This window comes from Ralstonia sp. Ralssp135 (genome assembly GCF_047304345.1).
Taxonomy (GTDB): domain Bacteria; phylum Pseudomonadota; class Gammaproteobacteria; order Burkholderiales; family Burkholderiaceae; genus Ralstonia; species Ralstonia chuxiongensis.
In genome coordinates, this window is sequence record NZ_JBGLYZ010000013.1 from 43,612 (window position 1) to 66,719 (window position 23,108).

At 65.2% G+C, this 23,108-nt stretch carries 18 protein-coding genes; 8 read left to right on the plus strand and 10 right to left on the minus strand.

What is annotated here, in order from left to right:
- Positions 1-2 precede the first annotated feature (2 nt).
- Positions 3-851 (plus strand): ureidoglycolate lyase, encoded by an 849-nt coding sequence (locus tag ACCD03_RS11585; RefSeq protein ID WP_413411623.1) that lies wholly within the window; start codon positions 3-5, stop codon positions 849-851.
- A 3-nt stretch (positions 852-854) separates the two neighbouring features.
- Here the strand turns inward: ACCD03_RS11585 and ACCD03_RS11590 are convergent, their stop codons facing one another.
- Positions 855-1,772, minus strand: coding sequence for a LysR family transcriptional regulator (locus ACCD03_RS11590; protein ID WP_413411625.1), 918 nt, complete (start codon positions 1,770-1,772; stop codon positions 855-857).
- 133 nt (positions 1,773-1,905) lie between these two features.
- On the opposite strand from ACCD03_RS11590, the gene ACCD03_RS11595 reads away from it, so the two are divergent.
- The 3 genes from ACCD03_RS11595 to fahA all read left to right on the plus strand — a co-directional run bounded on the left by ACCD03_RS11595 (position 1,906) and on the right by fahA (position 6,291).
- Complete coding sequence (locus ACCD03_RS11595) at positions 1,906-3,306, plus strand: MFS transporter (protein WP_413411627.1); 1,401 nt, start codon at positions 1,906-1,908, stop codon at positions 3,304-3,306.
- Positions 3,307-3,369: 63 nt separating this feature from the next.
- Positions 3,370-4,716 carry a homogentisate 1,2-dioxygenase gene (gene hmgA / locus ACCD03_RS11600; RefSeq protein WP_413411629.1) on the plus strand — a complete coding sequence of 449 codons (1,347 nt, stop codon included), beginning with the start codon at positions 3,370-3,372 and terminating at the stop codon, positions 4,714-4,716.
- Between the two features lie 303 nt (positions 4,717-5,019).
- On the plus strand, positions 5,020-6,291 hold the full coding sequence (gene fahA, locus ACCD03_RS11605; RefSeq protein ID WP_413411631.1) for a fumarylacetoacetase: 1,272 nt from the start codon (positions 5,020-5,022) through the stop codon (positions 6,289-6,291).
- Between the two features lie 40 nt (positions 6,292-6,331).
- Here the strand turns inward: fahA and ACCD03_RS11610 are convergent, their stop codons facing one another.
- Complete coding sequence (locus ACCD03_RS11610; protein WP_413411633.1) at positions 6,332-6,970, minus strand: FMN-binding negative transcriptional regulator; 639 nt, start codon at positions 6,968-6,970, stop codon at positions 6,332-6,334.
- 104 nt (positions 6,971-7,074) lie between these two features.
- Positions 7,075-8,232: an acyl-CoA dehydrogenase family protein gene (locus ACCD03_RS11615; protein WP_045206494.1), complete on the minus strand. Its 1,158-nt coding sequence runs from the start codon at positions 8,230-8,232 to the stop codon at positions 7,075-7,077.
- 114 nt (positions 8,233-8,346) lie between these two features.
- Here ACCD03_RS11615 and ACCD03_RS11620 point away from each other — a divergent pair, with 114 nt between their 5' ends.
- The gene (locus tag ACCD03_RS11620) at positions 8,347-9,267 is read left to right on the plus strand and encodes a LysR family transcriptional regulator (RefSeq protein WP_413411635.1); all 921 of its coding nucleotides are present in this window, start codon (positions 8,347-8,349) and stop codon (positions 9,265-9,267) included.
- Here the strand turns inward: ACCD03_RS11620 and ACCD03_RS11625 are convergent, their stop codons facing one another.
- Positions 9,268-10,185 (minus strand): LysR family transcriptional regulator, encoded by a 918-nt coding sequence (locus tag ACCD03_RS11625; protein ID WP_045206492.1) that lies wholly within the window; start codon positions 10,183-10,185, stop codon positions 9,268-9,270.
- Between the two features lie 124 nt (positions 10,186-10,309).
- On the opposite strand from ACCD03_RS11625, the gene metE reads away from it, so the two are divergent.
- Positions 10,310-12,631: a 5-methyltetrahydropteroyltriglutamate--homocysteine S-methyltransferase gene (metE, locus tag ACCD03_RS11630; protein ID WP_413411637.1), complete on the plus strand. Its 2,322-nt coding sequence runs from the start codon at positions 10,310-10,312 to the stop codon at positions 12,629-12,631.
- Positions 12,632-12,691: 60 nt separating this feature from the next.
- Here metE and ACCD03_RS11635 read toward each other — a convergent pair whose 3' ends face one another.
- The 6 genes from ACCD03_RS11635 to yddG all read right to left on the minus strand — a co-directional run bounded on the left by ACCD03_RS11635 (position 12,692) and on the right by yddG (position 20,737).
- Entirely contained in the window at positions 12,692-13,477 is a 786-nt protein-coding gene (locus tag ACCD03_RS11635; RefSeq protein ID WP_413411639.1) for a crotonase/enoyl-CoA hydratase family protein, read from the minus strand.
- A 48-nt stretch (positions 13,478-13,525) separates the two neighbouring features.
- Complete coding sequence (locus ACCD03_RS11640) at positions 13,526-16,621, minus strand: efflux RND transporter permease subunit (RefSeq protein WP_413411641.1); 3,096 nt, start codon at positions 16,619-16,621, stop codon at positions 13,526-13,528.
- A complete protein-coding gene (locus ACCD03_RS11645; protein WP_325648869.1) occupies positions 16,618-17,766 on the minus strand; it encodes an efflux RND transporter periplasmic adaptor subunit in 1,149 nt (382 codons plus the stop codon). The genes ACCD03_RS11640 and ACCD03_RS11645 overlap by 4 nt, the downstream gene beginning before the upstream one ends.
- Positions 17,763-19,322, minus strand: coding sequence for an efflux transporter outer membrane subunit (locus ACCD03_RS11650; RefSeq protein WP_413411643.1), 1,560 nt, complete (start codon positions 19,320-19,322; stop codon positions 17,763-17,765). The genes ACCD03_RS11645 and ACCD03_RS11650 overlap by 4 nt, the downstream gene beginning before the upstream one ends.
- A 145-nt stretch (positions 19,323-19,467) precedes the next feature.
- Positions 19,468-19,623: a DUF3309 family protein gene (locus ACCD03_RS11655; protein ID WP_004634893.1), complete on the minus strand. Its 156-nt coding sequence runs from the start codon at positions 19,621-19,623 to the stop codon at positions 19,468-19,470.
- A gap of 172 nt (positions 19,624-19,795) precedes the next feature.
- Positions 19,796-20,737 carry an aromatic amino acid DMT transporter YddG gene (gene yddG / locus ACCD03_RS11660; RefSeq protein WP_413411645.1) on the minus strand — a complete coding sequence of 314 codons (942 nt, stop codon included), beginning with the start codon at positions 20,735-20,737 and terminating at the stop codon, positions 19,796-19,798.
- A gap of 158 nt (positions 20,738-20,895) precedes the next feature.
- On the opposite strand from yddG, the gene ACCD03_RS11665 reads away from it, so the two are divergent.
- Both ACCD03_RS11665 and ACCD03_RS11670 read left to right on the plus strand, forming a co-directional pair.
- On the plus strand, positions 20,896-21,774 hold the full coding sequence (locus tag ACCD03_RS11665; protein WP_413411646.1) for a Rossmann-like and DUF2520 domain-containing protein: 879 nt from the start codon (positions 20,896-20,898) through the stop codon (positions 21,772-21,774).
- Between the two features lie 94 nt (positions 21,775-21,868).
- Positions 21,869-23,095 carry a CynX/NimT family MFS transporter gene (locus ACCD03_RS11670; RefSeq protein ID WP_413411647.1) on the plus strand — a complete coding sequence of 409 codons (1,227 nt, stop codon included), beginning with the start codon at positions 21,869-21,871 and terminating at the stop codon, positions 23,093-23,095.
- Positions 23,096-23,108 lie beyond the last annotated feature (13 nt).

The window sequence follows — 23,108 nt, forward strand, 5'->3', positions numbered from 1 at the left end:
TCATGAAACTGCTGCGCTTCGGCCCTAATGGCCAAGAGAAACCGGGCCTGCTCGATGCAACCGGCACCCTCCGCGATCTGTCGGGCATCGTCGACGACATTGCGGGCAATGTGCTGTCGGACACATTCCTCGCCAAGCTGCGCGACGTGGATCCCACCACGCTGCCGGCAGTCAACGGGCAACCCCGCATTGGCCCGTGCGTCGGGCGCGTCGGCAAGTTCGTCTGCATCGGGCTGAACTACGCCGACCACGCTGCGGAATCCGGCCTGCCGGTGCCTGCCGAGCCGGTCGTCTTCAACAAATGGACCAGCGCCATCTGCGGCCCGAACGACGACATCGAAATCCCGCGCGGCTCCGTCAAGACCGACTGGGAGGTTGAACTGGGCGTGGTGATCGGCAAAGCCGCCAAGTACGTCGACGAAGCCAACGCACTGGACTACGTGGCGGGCTACTGCATCGTCAACGACGTTTCCGAGCGCGAATGGCAGATCGAGCGCGGCGGCCAGTGGGACAAAGGCAAGGGCTTCGACACGTTCGGCCCGCTTGGCCCGTGGCTCGTCACACGTGACGAGGTGCCCGACCCGCAGGCGCTGGACCTCTGGCTGGAAGTGGACGGCCATCGCTATCAGAACGGCAACACGCGCACGATGGTGTTTGGCGTGGCGCAACTGGTGGCGTATCTGAGCCGCTGCATGAGCCTGCAGCCGGGCGATGTCATCTCGACGGGCACTCCGCCGGGCGTGGGGCTGGGCATCAAGCCCACCCCGGTCTATCTCAAGCCGGGGCAGACCATGCGATTGGGCATTGCCGGCCTGGGCGAACAATTGCAGCGCACGGTCTCGGCAGGCTGAGGCCTAGCCCTCCAGCTCTGCAAAGCGCTGCGCGACCACGTTGCGCAGCCACTGGTTGCCGGCGTCCTGATGAAAGCGCCGGTGCCAGAACACATTGGTCTGCAATGCCGGCAGCTTCAGCGGCGGCGCAACGAACTCCAGCCCGAATGGCGGCGCCGCGCGTTCGGCCAGCTTGCGCGGCACCGTCACCACCAGGTCGGTCGTGCTGACGATGTACGGCACCGCCACGAAGTGCGGCACGGAAAAACGCGCTGATTGCGTGATCCCCGCCTTGTCCAGTAACGGCCCGATGGCGTTGTAGGGGCTGGCCGAACTTGCCACCACCAGATGCGACGCGGCACGAAAGCGCTCAAGCGTGAGCTTGCCGTCGGACAGCGCATGGCCGCGCCGGAACATCGTCACGTAATCCTGCTGAAACAGCCGGCGCTGAAAGATACTCTCGCCGGAAAGATCATCGAACGCGCCGATGGCCAAGTCGACGGCGCCTGCCTCCATCCCCACCTTCATATCGAAGCCGCCGGCCCGCATGGTGTCGATGCGCACGCCGGGCGCCTGCTCGGCGCACAACTGCGCCAGCACCGGCATGAAATACACCTCGCCGACGTCGCTCATGGCAATGGTGAAGGTGCGCGTGGAGGTGGCCGCTTCAAAGTGCGCGCGCTGGCCGAAGGCGCGTTGCAGCGTGTCGAGCGCCGTGGCAACCGGTTCTGCCAGTTGCTCGGCAAGTGCGGTCGGCATCATGCCGCGCGGCGTGCGCACGAAGAGTTCGTCGTCGAAGGTCTGGCGCAGGCGCGAGAGTGCGTTGCTCACTGCTGGCTGCGACAAGCCAAGCCGCTCGGCCACGACGGAAATGCGCTTTTCGCGCAGGATTTCCTGAAACAGGACCAGCAGGTTTAGATCGACATCCCGCAGGTTCAGCATGGCGGCGCCTCAACATTCATAAAATCAATAGCATGCATTCTCGCATTGATATTCCAAATTTTCATCCAATCCGGACAATACGCGCATACCAAAAATCCAGAACAGAGCGGCAACGCCGCCACCGGAGACCACCATGCGCCCTGCCCCCGCCGCTCATGAAACGCCATCCACGCCCATCGACCTCGCCCGCCTGATCGACCAGGGCAAGGTTGGCGGCTTCCAGATCCTGTTGCTCGCCATCTGCGGGCTGTGCCTGATCATCGACGGCTTTGACGTGCAGGCCATGGGTTATGTGGCACCGGCCATCATCAAGGATTGGGGGATCACCAAGGCAAGCCTCGGGCCGGTATTTGGCGCGGGGCTGTTCGGCATGCTGGTCGGCTCGCTGGTGTTTAGTGTGCTGGGCGACCGCTTCGGACGTCGGCCTGTGCTGATCGTCGCCACGTTCTTCTTTGCGACGTGCATGCTGGCCACCACGCAGGTGGCAACGGTGGAGGCGCTACTCGTCTTGCGCTTCATCACAGGCCTGGGCCTGGGTTGCATCATGCCCAACGCGATGGCGCTGGCCGGTGAGTTCAGCCCCGCGCGCTCTCGCGTCACGTGGATGATGCTGGTGTCGTGCGGCTTTACCGTGGGCGCGGCACTTGGCGGCTTTGTCAGCGCGGCGCTGCTCTCGCGCTTTGGGTGGCATGCGGTGTTCCTGGTGGGCGGGCTGGTGCCCCTCGCCGTTGGCGTGATGATGGTGCTGTGGTTGCCGGAATCCCTGCAATACCTTGTGCTCAAGGGCGATCCGCAAACCCGCCATCAACGTCTGGCTCGCTGGCTGGGCAAGCTCGCGCCGCAACTGCAGGTGAACGCGCAGACGCAATTCGTGGTGCCCGAGGCGCCCGCGCGGGGCATGCCGGTCTCCGCGCTCTTCACGGAAGGCCGCGCCAAAGTCACGCTCGTGCTGTGGGTCATCAACTTCATGAACCTGATCGACCTGTATTTCCTGTCGAACTGGCTTCCGACGCTGATTCGCGATGCGGGATATCCGACGGATACCGCTGTGCTGGTAGCCACCGCGCTGCAGGTGGGCGGCGTGATCGGCACGCTCACGCTGGGCCGGCTGATCGATCGTCTGGGCTTTGTGCGCGTGCTGGCCGTGTGTTTCCTGATCGCCTGCGTCAACGTCGGGCTGATCGGCCATGTGGCGGCAGCGCTGCCCATGCTGGTGGCGGTGGTGTTCGTGGCCGGCTTCTGCATCGTCGGCGGGCAGCCTGCGGTCAATGCGCTGGCCGCCACGTATTACCCCACCACGCTGCGCGCGACCGGCATCGGCTGGAGCCTTGGCGTGGGCCGCATCGGCTCCGTCATCGGCCCGGTGATCGGCGGGCAGCTGATTGCCATGCAATGGAGCAGCCCGGCGTTGTTCTCGGCCGCGGCGGTGCCGGCGCTGGTGTCGTTCGGCATGGTGCTGGTGCTTACGCTGGCCGCCAGTGGCGCGGACGCCGCACGCTTTGCCTCAGGTCGCACAACCGGCAAGCCCGCCTGATGGCTCGGTAACGACTACGCTTTCCCTGAAGACGCTCCTGATTTTTTCTCCAAGGACTTCACCATGAACATGCTCGCCCCGACGGCCAAGAACGCATTCACCCCCGCGTCGCTGGACCGGCCCGCTTACCAAAGCGGCTTCGGCAACGAGTTCGCCACCGAAGCACTGCCCGGCGCGCTGCCTCACGGCCAGAACTCGCCGCAGAAGGCGCCGTATGGCCTGTATGCGGAACAGATCTCCGGCACGGCGTTCACCGCGCCGCGTGCGCACAACCGCCGCTCGTGGCTGTATCGCATTCGTCCGGGCGCCGTGCATCTGCCGTTCGAAGCCATGGCGCAAGGCCGTTTCCACAGCAACTTCAACGAGGTACCGCCCTCGCCCAACCAGTTGCGCTGGGACCCGCTGCCCGCACCGGCGGCCGGCACCGATTTCATCGACGGCATCGTCACCTTCGCCGGCAACGGCGGGCCAGACGCGCAAACCGGCTGCGGCATCCACCTGTACGCCGCCAACGCTTCGATGACCGACCGCTTCTTCTACAACGCTGACGGCGAACTGCTGATCGTGCCGCAGCAAGGCCGCCTGCGCCTGCTGACTGAGATGGGCGTGGTCGACGTGGAGCCGCTGGAGATTGCCGTCATCCCGCGCGGCGTGCGTTTCCGCGTCGAGTTGCCGGACGGCGACGCGCGCGGCTACATCTGTGAGAACTTCGGCGCGATGTTCCGCCTGCCGGACCTGGGCGTAATCGGCTCGAACGGCCTGGCCAACCCGCGCGACTTCCTCACGCCGCACGCCTGGTATGAAGACCGCGAGGGCAGCTTTGAACTCGTCGCAAAATTCCAGGGCAGCCTGTGGACGGCGAAGATCGGCCACTCGCCGCTAGACGTCGTGGCCTGGCACGGCAACCTCGCGCCATACAAGTACGACCTGCGCCTGTTCAACACCATCGGCTCGATCAGCTACGACCATCCGGACCCGTCGATCTTCCTGGTGCTGCAAAGCCCCTCCGACACGCCGGGCGTAGACACGATCGATTTCGTGATCTTCCCGCCGCGCTGGCTGGCCGCCGAAAACACGTTCCGCCCACCCTGGTTCCACCGCAACGTCGCGAGCGAATTCATGGGCCTGATCCAGGGCGTCTACGACGCCAAGGCCGAAGGCTTCGTGCCGGGCGGCGCCAGCCTGCACAACTGCATGAGCGGCCACGGCCCCGATGCCGACACGTTCGAGAAAGCCAGCAACGGTGATACCACCAAGCCGCACAAGGTCGACGCAACGATGGCCTTCATGTTCGAAACGCCGGCGGTGATCCGCCCGACGCGCTTCGCGGCGGAATCTGCACAACTGCAAGCCAGGTACTTCGAATGCTGGCAGGGCCTGAAGAAGCATTTCGACCCGAGCAAGCGTTAACCAAATCAGCCTGACGCCAAGGCAAGCGCCGCGAAGGTTTGGCCGTTGATGCCCTAGATGGCGCCTTGAATTTCTGTTGCGGGGAGGAAAAAGAAGGGAGGCCTGTCTGAGCGCAGCGAGTTTGCCTCCCTTCCCTCCCTGCGACATAAATTCAAGGGGAAGTCGCCATCTGGGCGCGCCTTTCTTTGCTTACTTTCTTTGGCAAGACAAAGAAAGTGAGTCGGCCCCGGCAGGGGACGAAACGCGGGATGCACCACCAACGTCAAGAGATAACCGACTCACCAAACAAACCACCGCCCCATCATGACCACCCGACAACTAAGCTGGCTCGAATCCGCCAACACCCCCGACACCCACTTCCCGCTGGAAAACCTGCCCTTCGGCATCTTCTCCACCAAGGAAAACCCCTCGCCACGCGCGGGCGTTGCGCTGGGCGATCAAGTCATCGATCTTGGCGTGCTGGATGACGCCGGGCTGCTGCCCGCATCCACACGCGGCACGTTCCGCACCGGCAAGCTCAACAGTTTCATCGCGCTGGGCAAGCCCGTATGGGCAGAAACCCGCAAGAAGCTGCAAACGCTGTTCAGCGTGGCCGACACCCACGTGCGCGACAACGCCACGCTGCACGCCCGGGCGCTCGTGCCGCAAACACATGCCGTGATGCACCTGCCCATCGACATCCCGGGCTATACCGATTTCTATTCGTCTCGCGAACACGCCACCAACGTCGGCCGCATGTTCCGCGATCCCGAGAATGCGCTGCTGCCCAACTGGCTGGAAATCCCGATCGGCTACAACGGCCGCGCCAGCTCCGTGGTGGTGAGCGGCACACCGCTGCACCGCCCCATGGGGCAGATCAAGCTGCCGGATCAGCCGCGCCCGATCTTCACGGCCTGCCGCAAACTGGACTACGAACTGGAGATGGCCTTTGTGGTTGGTAAGCCCAGCGCGCTCGGTGAGCCGGTTTCCGTCGACGCTGCACCGGACCACATGTTCGGCGTCGTGCTCCTAAACGACTGGAGCGCGCGCGACATTCAGCAATGGGAATACGTGCCGCTCGGCCCGTTCAACTCGAAGGGCTTCGGCACATCGATCTCGCCGTGGATCGTGACGATGGACGCGCTGGAGCCGTTCCGCGTGGCCAACCCGGCCCAATCGCCCGAGCCGCTGGAATACCTGCGCCAGAGCCATCCCAACGCTTACGACATCGCCCTCGAAACCGCACTGCGCCCCCACGGCGGCGAGCGCACCACCATCGCCCGCACAAACTTCCGCGCGATGTACTGGACGATGGCGCAACAGCTCGCGCACCACACCGTGTCGGGCTGCAACGTGCGCGTGGGGGATCTGATGGGCTCCGGCACCATCAGCGGAACGACACCGGATTCGTACGGCAGCCTGCTGGAGCTGACCGTCAACGGCAAGCAGCCGCTTGACCTCGGCAAGGGCACCACGCGTGCATTCCTGGAAGACGGCGACGAAGTCATCATGACCGGCTGGTGCCAGGGCGATGGCTATCGCGTCGGCTTTGGGGAAGTGCGCGGCGAGATCCTGCCGGCGCGCAACGCAAAGTAATGCAGTGCGGAGCGACGGATCAACAGTCCGTCGCTCCGCCTTATTCCGTCTTGGCAGCAGCGCAAGCCAGCATCGCGTCGCTGATCACACGCTCGCCGCTGGCCCTGAGCGCCTCGCCGGCGCCCACGATATCTCGCGTTTCCTTGTTCTGGCCCAGCTTGAGTTTGCCTTCGATACGCGTGATCTCGATCTCGATGCCAACGATCATCTTGAGCAACGCGTCGGTGTAGTCGGCCGGGGCGTCAGACATCTTCCACGGCGCGGGTTGCGATGCCTCGTGTGTGCGTGTCAAGCGTGCCACCACGCCGCGTACAAAACGCTCGTCGTCACGCACGGTGATACGGCCATGCGCATGCGCGACGCGGTAGTTCCATGTCGGCACCTGCCGGTGGGCTTCATGCTTGCTCGGATACCACGTGGGCGAGATGTATGCATCGCCCGCGCGGAAGATCACGAGCACCTCGTCGCCATTCGCCACGTCTTTCCAGACCGGATTGGCGCGTGCCACGTGGGCATGCAACGCACCAAGCTTGCCCTCTTCCGGCAGCAGCAAGAACGGAATGTGGTTTGCGTCCAGCCCATGCTCGCCATGCGTGACGAGCGTCCCGAACGGGTTCTGCGCGATCAGATCGTGCAGCGCTTCGGGGCGCGATTCTTCAAAGTGGGCGGGAACGTACATGGCAACTCCGGCAGCAACCCTGCAATCGAGCAGGAAAGCGCCCATTCTGGACTAGAACGTGGCTCCAAAACAGAGCCACATTCCAGCAGATTGCTAGAGCCAGCCTAGTCGCGCAGCAGGTTCTTGGCGATGATGAGCTGCTGGATCTGCGTGGTGCCTTCGTACAGACGCAGCAGGCGCACATCGCGATAGAAGCGCTCGGCCTTGTATTCGGCGATGTAGCCGGCGCCGCCGTGAATCTGCACCGCTCGATCTGCCACGCGGCCGACCATCTCGGTGCAGAACATCTTGGTGCACGAAGCCAGCATGCTGACTTCGTGATCCTGTTTGCCGACGGGCTTGGCGTCGTACCGGCGCGCGCAGTCGCGCACCATCGACATGCCGGCGTAAAGCTCTGCCTGGCTGTCGGCGAGCATGGCCTGGATCAACTGGAAGTCTGCGATGGGCTGACCGAACTGCTTGCGCTCCTTGGCGTAGGCGACTGCATCGGTCATCAGCCGGTGCGCCATGCCGCACGCCAGCGCCGAGATATGCAGGCGGCCGCGGTCCAGCACCTTCATCGCCGTCTTGAAACCCTGCCCCGCCACGCCGCCAATGATGTTGGCTGCCGGCACGCGCACGTTATCGAGCATCACATCGCACGTCTTGGTGCCACGCTGCCCCATCTTCTTGTCTGGCTTGCCGAGCGTGATGCCCGGCGTATCGGCCGGCACGATGAAAGCGGAGATGCCGCCCGCGCCTTCGCCACCCGTGCGCGCCATCAGCGTGAATGCCCCGGCGCGCGGCGCGTTGGTGATGAAACGCTTGGTCCCGTTGATGACGTAGTGATCGCCGTCCAGCGTGGCGCGCGTCTGCAGCGATGCGGCATCCGACCCCGCGTTCGGTTCCGTGAGTGCAAACGAGATGATCAGCTCGCCGCTGGCAATGCGCGGCAGGTAATTGGCCTTTTGCGCATCGGTGCCGTCCATCAGGATGCCCTGCGAGCCGATGCCAACGTTGGTGCCGAACACCGAGCGAAAAGCCAGCGCCGTGTGCCCGAGGTCGTACGCCACCTCGCATTCCTGCGCCATCGCCAGGCCAATCCCGCCGTGCTCTTCCGGAATCGACAGGCCGAAGAGGCCCATCTCCTTCATGTCGGCAACGATGTCGGCGGGCACGTCATCCTCTTCCTCGAGAATGTTTTCCGCCGGCACGAGCCGTTCCTGGATAAAGCGCTGCACCGATTGCTGCAGCAGGCCGAAGGATTCGTCGTCGAGCGCCATGTCACCTGCTCCTGAGGGATATTCCCGGGGGATGTTACCGGGTTGGCATGTTTTGACAATCCGCACCCACATCAACAGAATGTCGAACCTGATTCACCAATCTGGCTGGCCTTCATGGATCTCAATGCGCTCAAGCTGTTCGTGGAAATCGTCGATGCGGGCAACCTGTCGGCGGCGGCACGCCGGCTGCAGACCACGCGCTCCAATGTGAGCCACCGGCTGAAGGCGTTCGAGCGCGCGCTGGGCGTGCAACTGCTGCGCCGGACCACGCGCCGCGTGGAACCCACGGAGGTGGGCGCCGGCATCTATGAACACGGCCGCAGCATCCTGCGCGAAATGGCCGCCGCCGATGCGCTGGTCTCTTCGCTCGGAAAGTCGCTGCAAGGCAGCGTGCGGCTGTCGGTGCCGACGGGGCTGGGGCACCTGCTGGTGTCGCCGCTACTGGTGGCGTTCAAGCGAGCGTATCCCGACATCCGTCTTGATGTGCGGTTCGACAACCGCGTGTCCGACCTGATTGGCGAAGATGTGGATGTGGCGCTGCGCATCGTCTCGAACCCGCCAGAATCGCTCGTCGCCACGCTGCTCGATGAGGTTGACTGGGTGCTGTGCGCGGCGCCGGATTACCTGGCCGCGCATGGCATGCCAAAAACCCTCGATGCGCTGGGCAAGCACACCATCGTGAGCGCGCCTGCGGTTGGGCAGCCGCTGCGGCTATCGGCGCAACTGGGCGATGAGCGGACGCTCGTGACGCTCGACCCCGGCGTCTCGTCCGACAACTATCTGTTCCTGCAGGCCGCCGTGCGTTCGGGCAATGGCCTGGGGATCCTGCCCTATTACGCCGCTGCCGATGATTTGCGCGAAGGCCACGTCAAACGCGTGCTGCCCGGGTATCGGTTCAGCGTGTTTGGTAGCCGCCTTTACATGCTGGCGATGCCAAGCCGGTATCGGACGCTGGCCACGCGGCATTTGTTGGACTTTCTCAAAGAGGGGCTGCAAGGCAAGCTGCCGCGCCTGCCCCAGAAGGAACGCGTTTGATTACGCTTCCAGCGGCATCAGGCCCGGCAACTGCGCAAAGCAGATCGACTTGGCCGTCTCGATAAAGTCCTGCGCAAACGGTGCCTGTGCGTAGTCGCGCGTCATGGCCGCGTAGAGATCGCTCCACAGGCCTTCCTTGCCGACACGCTTGGCCACCACGTATTCGTAATCGATGTAGTTCTTGATGCCCCAGCTCGGCAGCGCGGCAAGCCCGCGGCGACTGGCGACGAGCTGCAGCACGGCGATGGTCAGTTCTGCTGTGCGGCGGTTGAACGCGACCCCGGCCGGTGTCAGGACCTGTCGGATCAGATCGATGCGCTCTTCGGGCACGGGGTACGTGATGAGCGTCTGGTCCGTAAAGTCTTTCGCGTCGAGCCATTTCTTGTTGCGCAGCGCGTGATCGACCGGCAGCACGGCGAGGATCTCGAAGCGAAACAGCGGCGCGAACACCACGCCCCGTCGCATCTTGGCGTCGGAGCCGATGATGACGTCGGCACGGCCATCCTTGAGCAGCGCGAGCGGATCGGTATGGAAGCCCGACACAAGATCCATCTCCACTTCGGGCCAGCGCTGGCGGAAAGCGTCCATCACAGGCATCAGCCAGTCAAAGCAGGTGTGGCATTCGAGCGCGATGCGCAGCGTACCGGCCGCGCGGCCCTTGATGCGCTCAAGATCGCGCTCGGCGGTCTGGATGTCGGCGACGACCTTTTGCGCGAGTTCAAGCATGCGCTCGCCCGCTTCGGTCAATTCCACCGTCTGGCCCTTGCGGCGCACGACGGCCAGCCCGTAATGCGACTCCAGCGCGCGCAACTGATGCGACAACGCCGATTGCGTCAGGTGCAGCCGCTCGGCGGCGCGCGAGACGGAGCCGCCATCGGCCAGGGCGATCAGCGTGCGTAGGTGGCGGATTTCAAGCATGTTGGTGCGGCCTCCAATGTATGAATATGATTCAACTTTATCGAAAATAATATCATTTGATTCATGATCGAGGGTCGCCGATCATCGCAGGACTGAAAAACGAATCGCCTCTCCTGCGACCACCATGACGACCATCCATACCCTCGGCTACCCGCGCATCGGCGCGCAACGCGAGCTGAAGTTCGCCCTCGAATCGTTCTGGAAGGGCGCCTCGTCCGAAGAGGACCTGCGCGCCACCGGCCGCGCATTGCGCGAGCGCCACTGGACGGCACAGCGCGATGCCGGCCTCGATTTTGTGACCGTGGGCGATTTCGCCTGGTACGACCAGGTGCTGCAGACGGCCGCGCTGCTCGGCGCCATTCCCACGCGCTATGGCTTTGACGCCGCACAACTAACGCTGGCGCAATCGTTCGTGCTCGCGCGCGGCAATGCCGACCACGCCGCCATGGAAATGACGAAGTGGTTCGACACCAATTACCACTACCTCGTGCCCGAACTCACGCCGGACCTGCAATTTGGCCCCGGCACCGAATGGCTGTTCGATGAAGTGCGCGAAGCACAGGCCGCTGGGCACCGCGTGAAGGTCGTGCTGGTGGGGCCGGTCACGTTCCTGCATCTGGCCAAGGCGCGCAACGGCTTGATCGACAAGCTCGCGCTGCTGCCGCAAATTCTGCAGGCCTACACGGCCGTGCTCCAGCGCCTGGCCGCGCTGAATGTGGAATGGGTGCAGATTGACGAACCTGCGCTGGTGCTGGATCTGCCGCAAGCCTGGGTAGATGCATTCAGCCCCGCTTACCAGGCGCTGGCCGCCGCCAAGGGCCCGAAGCTGCTGCTTGCGACGTACTTTGAAGCCGCTTCCCACCACGCAGCCGTGATCAAATCGCTGCCGGTCGATGGCGTGCACCTGGATCTCGTGCGTGCACCGGAACAGCTTGGCGCCTTCGCGCCGTGGCCTGCAGACAAGGTCCTCTCCATTGGTGTGGTGGATGGCCGCAACATCTGGCGCTCGAATCTCGCACGCGTGCTGGAACGCGTGGCGCCGCTGGCCGAAGCCTTTGGCGACCGCCTGTGGGTAGCGCCGAGCTGCTCGCTGCTGCATGTGCCGGTCGATCTGTCTGCCGAAACCAAGCTCGACGACGAACTCAAGGGCTGGCTGGCCTTCGCGCGCCAGAAGCTGGATGAGCTGGCGATCCTCAAGCTTGCACTGGTCGAAGGCCCGTCTGTCGTGCAGAAGGCGCTTGATGAGAACCGCGCCGCCATCGCCTCACGTACCGAATCGCGTCGCGTGCACAACGCAGGCGTCAAGAAGCGCGTGGCCGCGATCCGCGCAGAAGATGCCGACCGCGCCGCGCCCTACGCTGCCCGCGCTGAAGCGCAGCAAGCCCGCCTGAACCTGCCGCTGCTGCCGACCACCACCATCGGCTCGTTCCCGCAAACGGCCGAGATTCGCCAGGCACGCGCACAGCACAAGCGCGGCGAACTGCCCGCGTTGGATTACCTGCAACGCATGCGCGCCGAAATTACCGATGTCGTGCGTCGCCAGGAAGCCCTGGGCCTCGACATGCTCGTGCACGGCGAAGCCGAGCGCAACGACATGGTCGAATACTTCGGCGAGCTGCTGTGGGGCTACGCCTTCACCGCCAACGGCTGGGTGCAGAGCTACGGCTCGCGCTGCGTGAAGCCGCCGGTCATCTACGGCGACGTGTACCGCCCCGAAGCGATGACGGTTGAATGGTCCAAGTACGCGCAAAGCCTGACCGCCAAGCCGATGAAGGGCATGCTGACCGGCCCCGTGACGATGCTGCAATGGTCCTTCGTGCGCGACGACCAGCCGCGCGAGCAGACCGCACTGCAGATCGCCCTGGCCCTGCGTGACGAAGTGTGCGACCTGGAAGCCGCCGGCATTGCCGCCATCCAGATCGACGAGCCGGCTTTCCGCGAAGGCCTGCCGCTGCGCGCGTCTGACGTGCCGGGCTACCTGGAATGGGCGGCGCGCGCGTTCCGTGTGTCGGCCTCCGGTGTGCGCAACGACACGCAGATCCACACGCACATGTGCTATTCGGAGTTCAACGACATCCTTCCGGCTATTGCGTCGATGGATGCTGACGTGATCACCATCGAGACGTCGCGCTCGAACATGGAACTGCTCGACGCGTTTGGCGAGTTTGCGTACCCCAACGAGATCGGCCCGGGCGTGTACGACATCCACTCGCCGCGCGTGCCGCGTGTGGAAGAGATGGAAGCGCTGCTCGACAAGGCCGCGCAGGTCGTGCCGGTGCAACGCCTGTGGGTGAATCCCGACTGCGGCCTCAAGACCCGCGGATGGCCGGAAGTGGAAGCGGCATTGCAAGGCATGGTGGAAGCCACGCGCCGCCTGCGTGCCAAGCATGCGAATGCGCAGCATGCTGGCAGCAAGGCCACGCAGGATGAAGGTGCGACGGCTTAAACCTCAGTAGCGTCAAAGAAAAAACGCCAACCATTTTGTTTCAGGTTGGCGTTTTTTTCCTCAGGCTGAGGTGTTCATTCCTCCGTGCCGCCCAGCGCCACCCACAAATCGCGCTGCGCCTTCCACCCCTTCGGCAAAGACCATCGGCGTACCTCGCGCTCCTTCCTGCTGCAACGCTGCCGCCAACGGCAAATCCCACTGTGCGTACGCCGACGCCCGATCGGCCAGCATGCATTGCTGCGGAAACGCGGCGATGTCTCGGGCAAGCTTCTGCGCCGCGGCCAGCGACTCGCCGGGGCCGACCACGCGATTGGCAAGCCCCATGGCGAGCGCCTCGTCAGCGGGCACAGCACGGCCGGTCAGGATCATGTCCAGCGCGCGACCCATGCCAATGATGCGCGGCAAGCGCACCGTACCACCGTCGATGAGCGGCACACCCCAGCGGCGGCAAAACACGCCGAACACGGCGTCGCGCTCCATCACGCGCAGGTCTGCCAGCAACGCAAGTTCCAGCCCGCCCGCCACGGCATAGCCGCTCACTGCAGCGATGAGCGGCTTGGATAGCGCCATACGCGACGGGCCCATCGGGCCGGGCATGCCGCCATAGGGATCGAGATGATTGCGTCTTGAAGGATCGCCCACAGCCGTCAGATCGGCGCCGGCACAGAAGTGGCCACCGCTGCCGCCCAGCACGGCAATGCGTAGCGCGCCATCGGTTTCGAAACGCTCGAACGCGTTGAGCAGCGCCGCGGCAGTCGGCCCGTCCACCGCATTGCGGCATTCGGGCCGATTGAGCAGGATGGTGCAGACCGGGCCATCGGTCTGGAACAGCACGGCATCGGGCATGGGCGGTCTCCACAGCGCGGTACGTTGACAGACCGCCCGATGCTACACCTAGCGCGGGCCGTGCTCCGACGCAGCTTCCGCCCCGTGCCCGTGGTGGCGCACGCCACGGAACTTGCGCAGCGTCCACTCCTTGAAGTCATCCACCTTTTCGAAAACCACCGGCACCACCAGCAGGCTCAGCAGCGTAGAAGTCAGCAGCCCACCGATCACCGCCACGGCCATCGGCGCGCGGAAACCCGCATCGCCCTCCAGGCCCAGCGCCATCGGCACCATGCCGGCCGTCATGGCCACCGTGGTCATGACGATGGGACGTGCGCGCTTGTGGCATGCATCAATGATCGCCTCGGTGCGCGACATGCCGAGATCGCGCCGCGCAACGATGGCGTATTCGACCAGCAGGATCGAGTTCTTGGTCACGATGCCCATCAGCATGAGCAAGCCGATCAACGCTGGCAGCGACAGGCTGAAACCGAACAGCGCCAAGAGCCCGAACGCGCCGCCCACCGACAGCGGCAGCGCCGCCAGGATCGTCACCGGCTGCGTGAAGTCGTGGAACAACAGCACCAGCACTGCATACACGCACAGCACCCCCGCAAACATGGCGAGGAAGAAGCTGCTGAACAGCTCCTGCATGCCCTCCACATCGCCCGAGGCAATACGGCGAACGCCTTGCGGCAAGTTCTTGATGGACGGCAGCGCCTCCACCGCCATGTTCGTATCGCCCAGCGCCCGCCCCTCCAGCCCGACGCTGATGGTGACGTTGCGGCTACGGTCATACCGGTCGATCTGCGCGGGGCCGCTGCCGATGGAAATATCGGCAATGTTCTCCAGCGGCACAGCGCCGTTACGGCCCGGCACGCGCAACTGGCGGATCGTGTCGATCTGGTTGCGCGCCTTCGGGTCGAGTTCAACGCGGATGTACACCTGTCGCTCCGGCAGGTTCAGCTTCGGCAGGTTGACGTCGTAGTCGCCGGCGGTGGCCACGCGCACGGCCTGGCCGATGGCGGCGGCTGTCACACCTTGCTGTGCCGCGCGCGCAAAGTCCGGGCGGATGACGATTTCGGGCCGCAGCAGACTTGCGGACGAGGTCACCGCGCCGAGCCCCGGCACGGTACGCAGATCGCGCATCACGTCGCGCGCGGCCTGCTGAAGCGTGGCGGGGTCGTCGCCGGTCAACACCACCTGGAGTTGCTCGCCGGAGCCCACGGCGCCGAACGAGATCCGCACGCCCGGCACGCCTTCGAGCATTTCGCGCAGCTGGCGCTGAACGTCCTGCTGCTTGATGTGCCGATCATGCCGGTCGGTCAGCGAGATCGTGAGCGTGCCGTTGCGCACCTCGCCGCCGCTGGAGCCCGGCACGCCAGCCATCACGCCCGAGCCGATGGCCGTATAGACGTGGCGGACTTCCTTGTGCTGCATCACGATCTTGCGCACACGCTCGGTGTTGTCGCGTGTCTGGGCGATCGTGCTGCCGGGCGGGCTTTCCACCGTCATCTGGAGCTGTGCCCAGTCTTCGGGCGGCAGGAACGTTGCGGGAATCAGCCCGATGATGGCGACCGACACGACGAAGAACGCCGCCGCCATGCCGCCCGTTTTCCAGGGGTGCACGAGACACCAGCGTGCCGCCTGCAGGTAGCGCGTCATGATCCAGCCGTCGCGGTTGGGCTCGTCCTGCGGCTTGAGCATGTAGGCCGCCATCATGGGCGTGAGCAGCCGCGCCACCAGCAGCGAGGCCAGCACCGCCAGCGAGGCCGTCCACCCGAACTGCTTGAAGAATTTGCCCGAGATGCCGCCCATGAAGGCCGTCGGCAGGAACACCGCCACCAGCGTGAGCGAGGTCGCCACCACGGCCAGGCCAATCTCCTGCGCCGCTTCCATGGCCGCCTCCAGCGGCTTCTTGCCATCGCGCAGGTGGCGCACGATGTTCTCCACCTCCACGATGGCATCGTCGACAAGGATCCCGACCACCAGCGTGAGCGCCAGCAGCGTGATCCCGTTGAGCGTGAAGTCGAGCAACTGCATGGCCGCGAATGTCGGGATGATCGACAGCGGCAGCGCCACGGCTGACACAAACGTAGCCCGCCAATCGCGCAGGAACAGCCACACGACGATCACCGCCAGGATGGCGCCCTCGTACAGCGCGTGCATCGACGCGGTGTATGCATCCGACACCGGCTTGACCATGTTGTAGACCTCGGTCACATGCACGTTGGGCCGTTCAGCCTGCAGTGCAGCCAGCGCCTCGCGCACGCCCTTGGCCACCGAGATTTCGCTCGCGCCGCGCGAGCGGAACACCTGGAAGCTCACGACCGGCTTGCCGTCGAACAGCGCCATCTGGCGTGGCTCGGCCGCCGTGTCGCGCACGTCTGCAACATCTGCAAGGCGAATGCGCCGGCCGTCCGACAACGGGATGTCCATCTGCGCCAGCTCGCGCGCGCTCTTCACGGTGCCCAGCGTGCGCACCGCCTGCTCCTGCCCGCCGACGTTGCCGCGCCCACCTGGCGCTTCCTGCTGCATGCCGCGCACTTGCGCGCTGATGTCTGCCGCCGAGACATTCAGCGCCTGCAGGCGCACCGGGTCGAGCTGCACGCGCACTTCGCGGTCCACGCCGCCCTGGCGCGTCACCTTGGCCACGCCATGCACCGATAGCAACCGCTTGTTGACCGTGTTGTCGACAAACCAGGAGAGGTCCTCCGCGTCCATGTCGGTCGCTTCCACGGCGTACGTCAGCACGGGCATGCTCGCGAACGTCACGCGGGAGATGACCGGCTCCTGCACGTCGGACGGCAATTGCGCGCGGATGCGGCTGACCGCATCGCGCACGTCATTCACCGCTTCCTGCACATCCTTCTCAAGCTGGAACTCGACCATCGTGGTCGAGCTGCCGTCGTTGATGGTGGACGTGATGTGCTTGATCGCGCCGATGCTGGCAATGCTGTCTTCGATCTTTCGCGTGACTTCGGTTTCCATCTGCGTGGGCGTGGCGCCCGGCAGGCTGGCCGTCACGGATACGGCAGGAAAATCGATGTCCGGAAAGTTCTGGATCGACAGCATCTTGAACGACACCAGCCCCGCCACCGTGATCAGGATGAACAGCAGGATCGACGGGATCGGCTTGCGGATCGCCCAGGCAGAGAAATTCATGGCTTGGCTCCGGCTGCGGGCGACGATGCGGCGGGCGCGGAGGCTGTACCGGCGGCGGCCACACGCACCACATCGCCATCGCTCAGGAAGGCCGCGCCTGCAGCGACCACGCCGTCATTCGCGCCGATGCCCTGCACGATTTCGACTTGCCCGTCCTGGCGGCGGCCAACCGTTACCTTGGTCTGGCGCACGCGGCCTTGCTGGCCGATCACCATCACGTAGTCGTAGCCATCGCGCGAGAACACGGCGGTCTCCGGCAATGTTGCGGCCGGCGCATCGCCCAGCAGCACATCGCCTGAGAGGTACATGCCCGCCTTTACGCCCGAGGCTGCAGCTTCCGGCGGCAGGTCGACATAGACGAGACCATTGCGCGTGTTGGCGTCGACGGTGGGGGCGATCTGGCGCACGCGGCCGTTCACCAGGCCGCCATCCATGCGGCGCAGGCGCGCGGCCTGACCGGGCTGGATGCGGGGCAGGACGTCGCCGTGCATTTCAGCGCGCCATTCCAGGCGGTTCTTGCGGATGAGCTTGAAGAGTTCGGTGCCGGACGACACCACGGCGCCCACGGTTGCCGTGCGAGCGCTGATCACGCCATCGTCGGGTGCGACCACACGCGTGTAGCGCAAGCGCAATTGCTGGCTCTCGAACTGCGCGCGTGCTGCGGCCAGCTTGGCAGCCGCAGTCTTGGCCTGCGTGTCGTACTGGATCAGATCCTGTTGGCTAATCGCACCGCTCTTGTCGAGTTCATGCGCACGGTGGGCCTCGCCGGCAGCTTGCGCGGCCGACGCCTCGGCTTCGGCTAGGCTGGCGCGTTGGGCGGCCACATCGGCGCGCACGGTTTCATCCGACAAGCGCGCAAGCAGTTGGCCTTGCTTGACCACATCGCCCACGTTGACAAGCACTTCCGCCAGCTTCAACCCGTTCACCTCGGCGCCGATGCTGGCTTCCTGCCACGGCTGCACGGCACCGCTGGCCGTGGCAGCGCGCGGCCATACCTGCTGCGCGAGGTGCGCGACGTTGACGGCCAGCGCCGGCTTGGCAGGCGGCTGTTCCTTGTTCTTGCTCTCCGCAGATTTGCCGCACGCAGCAAGCGCGCCGGCCAGCATCACCGCCAGCGCGGCCATCCAAACTCGTTGTCCTGTCATGAAGCGCTTCCGGTATGCGCGCGGCCCTGTGCGGTCGGCGCAGTGGTCTTGTTATCGGGATAAGCGTTGGGCGCATCGTCGCGCCAGCCGCCACCGACGGCCTTGTACAGCGCCACCCAGGCCTGCGCGCGTTCGAGCTTGACGGCCGCCAAGGACTGCGAAGCCTGCAATGCCGTGCGCCGCACGTCTTCCAGCTGCAGCAGGCTGCCGGCGCCCAGGCGATAACGGGCGTTGGACGCTTCCAGCACCTTTGCGTATTGGGCGTCGGCCATCGTGGCTGCGTCGACACGGCGGTCGGAAGCGTCCAGGCGCACCAGTGCGTCTTCCACCTCCTGCACCGCCTGACGCACCTTGCTGCGATAGCTGGCCAGCGCCTGGTCGTAACGGGCCCGCGCTGTTTCCACGCGCGCCGCACCCGAGCCGCCGTCAAAGATGGGCAACGACACCGACGGCCCGAACGACCAGGACTTGGTCGTCAACGATTGCCCGCCAAGGCGGTAAGAATTGATACCGATGGAGCCCGCCAGCGTGATCGATGGCAATCGGCTTGCGACCGCCACACCGATATCAGCGCTTGCTCCCGCCACCGCGCGCTCGGCCGACGACACATCCGGCCGTTGCGACAGCACCTGCGCCGGCACATCGGGCACGCCGGCATCGGGCGGTGCCGGAATCTGCGCGCTGGCCTTGGACAGCAGGCCGTTCAGCGCATCGTGGTCAATGCCGGTGAGCGTGACGAGCTTGTCGATGCCCTGCGCACATTGCGCACGTTGGCCTTCCAGCGCATTGACGGCATCGCCTACCGTGGCTTGCGCTTGCGCAAAATCGGCCGGCGCGACAAAGCCCGCGCGGAACTTGCGTTCGGTCAGTTGCAGCGTTTCCTGCCGAGACGACAGTGTTGCCGCGCCAATGTCGACCAGCGCCTCACACTCGCGTTGCTGCAAGTAGGCATTGGCCACCTCGGCGGCGAGCGAAACGCGCGCGTCGTGCCAATCGGCTTCACTGGCGGTCAGACGCGCATCGGCGCCTTCCAGGCTGCGGCGTTTGCCGCCGAAGAGATCGATCTCCCACGACGCATCGGCCTGCGCCGCCAAGGTGGTGATCGTGCCCAGGCCCAGCGTGGGGCTCAGCGCACCGGCAGACAGCCCGCCCGCGCCACCGGCGAACTGGCTGCCGCCAAACCCGCCCTGCCGCGTGGCAGAGCCGGTGCCTTTCAGTTGCGGAAGCAGCCCCGCCTGGCTGGTTGAAACGCTCGCACGCGCCTCACGCACGCGGCCGACAGCCTGCGCGATCGTCGGGCTGGTCGCGTCCGCCTGCTCCACCAGTTGGGTCAGCACTGGGTCGTGAAACTGCTCCCACCAGTGCGCCAGCGCCATGCGGCTGCCGTGGTGCGGCAGCGTGGCGTGCCAAGCTTGCGGGGCTTCGGTGCCGCTCAGGGGCGGCGTGTGGTATTCGGGCCCGACCGCGCAGCCGGCCAGCACCAGAGCCAGCATCAGCGGAGCGAATCGGGCACGACCGCCGGGCGCGCGGCTAACAGCGTGTCGACCTGTCTTCATGGGAAGTGTCCTTCGGGAACGCAGCTGGGATTATGCCCAGTCAAGCGCCTGCAAGACACCTGCCCCGCTATGGTGCTCAGCCAACCCTCGGCAAGCGGTCAGGCGATGCTCAGAACCATGCGCACATCGGCATCGACGCGTGGCGTCAGATATAGCCCAGCAGCACAAGAATGACCACGATCACCACGATCAGCCCGAGCCCGCCCGTGGGCCCGTAGCCCCAACCTCGGCTGTACGGCCACGACGGCAGCGCGCCGATCAACAGCAAGATGAGAACGATGATGAGAATGGTGCTCAACATGATGCCTCCTGTTTCTGTGTTGGTATGCCGCCGTTCCGTCGTGGCGCAGCGGCTTACCCGGCATCTAGCACGCCCCGTTCCCGTGCTGGCTCTATCTACGGTTTTCCTGAATGCCTGGCGGTTAATTGCGAATTTGTAGAAACGGCGGATGTCCCGTGTGCCAGTTCTTACGTCAGGCGGAAGACTTGGGCGAAGACAACGTCTTTGCGCGACCACCACGCGTGGCAAGCCAGCACAGGATCGACCCTGCAACCACCATCGACGCGCCCTTCCAGAACGCGAACGACAGCGGGGCATGCAACAACGAAGCGGCCAAGGCAGCGGAAAACACGGGGATGAAATACGACGCGGTCGCCAACACCGTGACGTTGCCGTGCAAGATGCCGACGTTCCAGGCCGCGTAGCCGAAGCCCATTGCTGATGCCGCCAACGCAAGGTAGACCAGCGCCGACACGCTGAAATGCATCGCCCCGCCGCCCGTGGCGAAAAACTTGATCCACAGGGCCAGCGCCGTCAGGATGAAGAACAGCGTTGCACCGTTCTTGCCCTCGGCGATCCGGCTTGTGACCGTGCAATACGCCGCCCAGATCACCGCGCCCGTGAACGCCAGTCCATAACTGAGCGGGTTGTCCTTGACGTTCTCGGCCATGCCGCCGATATCGAGCCCTTGATCACCGCCAAGCACGAAGCAAATGCCGAGGATGGAAATAAGGACACCCGGCACGATCAGAGCATTCGCCCGCTGTTTGTTGAAGGCAATGGCCGACAGCATCGTGAACGTCGGCCACAGGTAATTGACCATCCCGACTTCGATCGCCTGCCGCCCGCTGTTGGCGTAGCCGATCGACAGCGAGAGGCACAGCTCGTACGACACGAACAACAGGCTGCCCCACACCAGATAGCGCCGCGGAAAGGTCTTCAAATTATGGAAGCCGACGGTGAATACCAACAGCACCGACGCGACGGTATAGATCATGGCAGCGCCACCCACGGCCCCCAGATGCTGGCTCACGCCCCGGATCAACCCGACGATCGAACTCCACAACAGCACCGCGATGAGCCCGATGAGGGTTGCCCTACTTTTGCTTTGCTTAACGCCTGCCTGCACTGACATGTCCGCCTGAAGAAAACCGTTTGCTCACGCCCGGCCAAACGCTGCCGGCAAAGGCGTGCAGTTTACCGGCCGTACCGCCCGACCGCCTGATTGGCGCATCGCGGTGTACTGAAGTGGCTTCGCTATAAGATGCGGACCATGAAAAATCGAGGTTTGCCATGACGTCTTTTGCAATCGAAACGCCGGTCTCGGTGGGCTGGATTGGCGCGGGGCGGCTGGCGCGGGCATTGGCCACACGGGCGCACGGCACGGGCGTACGCACCGTGGCGGTTGCCAACCGTTCAAGCGCACCCGCCGCGTGGCTCGCGCAAGCCACAGGCGCCAAGGCGGTCGACCCGCAAGGCGTGGCGGATACCGCCGACTGGGTGTTCGTGACCGTGCCGGATGACGCCATCCCGGGCGTGGTCGACAACGTACGCTGGCGGCCCGGCCAACTCGTCATCCATTGCAGCGGCGCCGGCGAGCGCGACTTGCTGGACGGCGCCCGCCGGTGCGGCGCGGATACCGCCAGCTTTCATCCGCTGTTTCTGTTTGCCGGCTTGCCCGACGATGCCGAACGTCTGGGCGGCGCGTCCATCGCCATTGATGCTGATGCGCCGCACGACGCGGCGCTCGCCAGCTTTGCACTGCGGCTCGGCTGCACGCCGTTGAAAGTGCGTGCCGGGCAACGTGCTCTGTATCACGCCGGTGCCAATTACGCCGCCAGCTTCCTGCTGTGCGCACTCCACGAAGCCGCCACGTTGTGGGAGGCCGCAGGCATCGACCGTGATGCCGCTGTGGCCGCCATGTGGCCGCTGGTGGACGGCACGCTGGCTGCGGCACGCGCCCGCGGCCTGGCTGGGGCACTGGCAGGCCCGGTCTCGCGCGGAGACGGCGGCGTCATCGACAAACACCTGCAAGCGCTCGATGCATTGGGCGCCGATCACGCCGCGCTGTACACCGCACTCACACGGCGTGCGCTGGCATTGGCAGCCGAACGCGGCGCGCCTTCCGCAGACGTGCTGGCCGACCTCGCTGCGCGACTCAACACCGCTTAATAGCGTCGTCGGCATCATTGGCATTGGACTGCGCGCATGCACCAATCGGGCGCGCAGCCTACAATCGGCAGCTTGCTTGCATGCCCGTTCTGCCATGTCCCAACGTCCACACACATCGCCATCTCCTGCTGCGCATGACGCTGCAGACCGCCCGTCGTCTGGCGCGCTGATCCTGCTCGTTGTCGGGCTGGTGCTGGTGGGCGTGAACCTGCGGCCCGCGCTGTCGAGCCTGTCGCCGGTGTTGAAACAAGTGACAGCCGGCACTGGGCTGTCGGGCGCCACGGCAGGGTTGCTGACGACGCTGCCCGTGCTGTGCCTGGGCCTGTTTGCGCCTGCGGCGGCGATGTTGGCTCGGCGTTTTGGTGCAGAACGCGCCGTGGGCGGCTTGCTCATTGCGCTGGCGGCTGGCATTGCGTTGCGCAGCGCAGGGGGCGTTGCACCGTTGTTCATCGGGACGCTGGCAGCGGGCGCCTGCATTGGCGTCACGGGCGTTCTGTTGCCGGGCATCGTCAAGCGGGATTTCGGCCGCCAGGCTGACCTGATGACCGGCGTCTACACCATGGCGCTGTGCTTTGGTGCCGCGGTGGCAGCCGGGGCAAGCGCGCCGCTTTCGGCATGGCTGGGCGGCTGGCAGCCCGCGCTGGCATTCTGGGCGCTGCCCGCGCTGCTGGCCTTTGTTGGCTGGTGGCCGCACATGCGGCATGCGCACGGCAAGGGCGCGGCCACTCGGCTTCAGCGCGTGTCACTGTGGAACAAGCCGATCGCCTGGCAGGTGACGCTCTACATGGGGCTGCAATCGTCGCTGGCGTATTGCGTGTTCGGCTGGCTGCCTGTGATCCTGCAAGACCGCGGGCTATCCGCCGTGCAGTCGGGCGTGGTGGTGGCGGTGTCGATTCTTGTGCAGCTCATCACTGCGCTGGGCGGGCCGTTCGTGGCGCGGCTCGGGCGCGATCAACGCCCCGCCGTGTTCCTGATGATGCTGATGTGCTGGGCCGGCCTGATCGGCTGCCTGTATGCACCACTGTCAACGCTGTGGTGGTGGGCGGTGTTGCTGGGGCTTGGCCAGGGCGGCAACTTCAGCGTGGCGCTGTCGCTGATCGTGCTGCGCTCGGCCGATGCTCGCGTGGCGGCAAGCCTGTCGGCCATGACGCAGGGCATTGGCTACACCATGGCTGCCGCGGGGCCGTATCTCATGGGGGTGCTGCACGATCTGACCGGCAGTTGGGCCGTGATGGGCTGGTTGTTCAGCGCAATTGCGCTGGCCTCGCTGATGGCGGGCTCGCTCGCCGGGCGCAACCGCACGCTGCACGCCGGCGAGTAATTCATTTACTGCA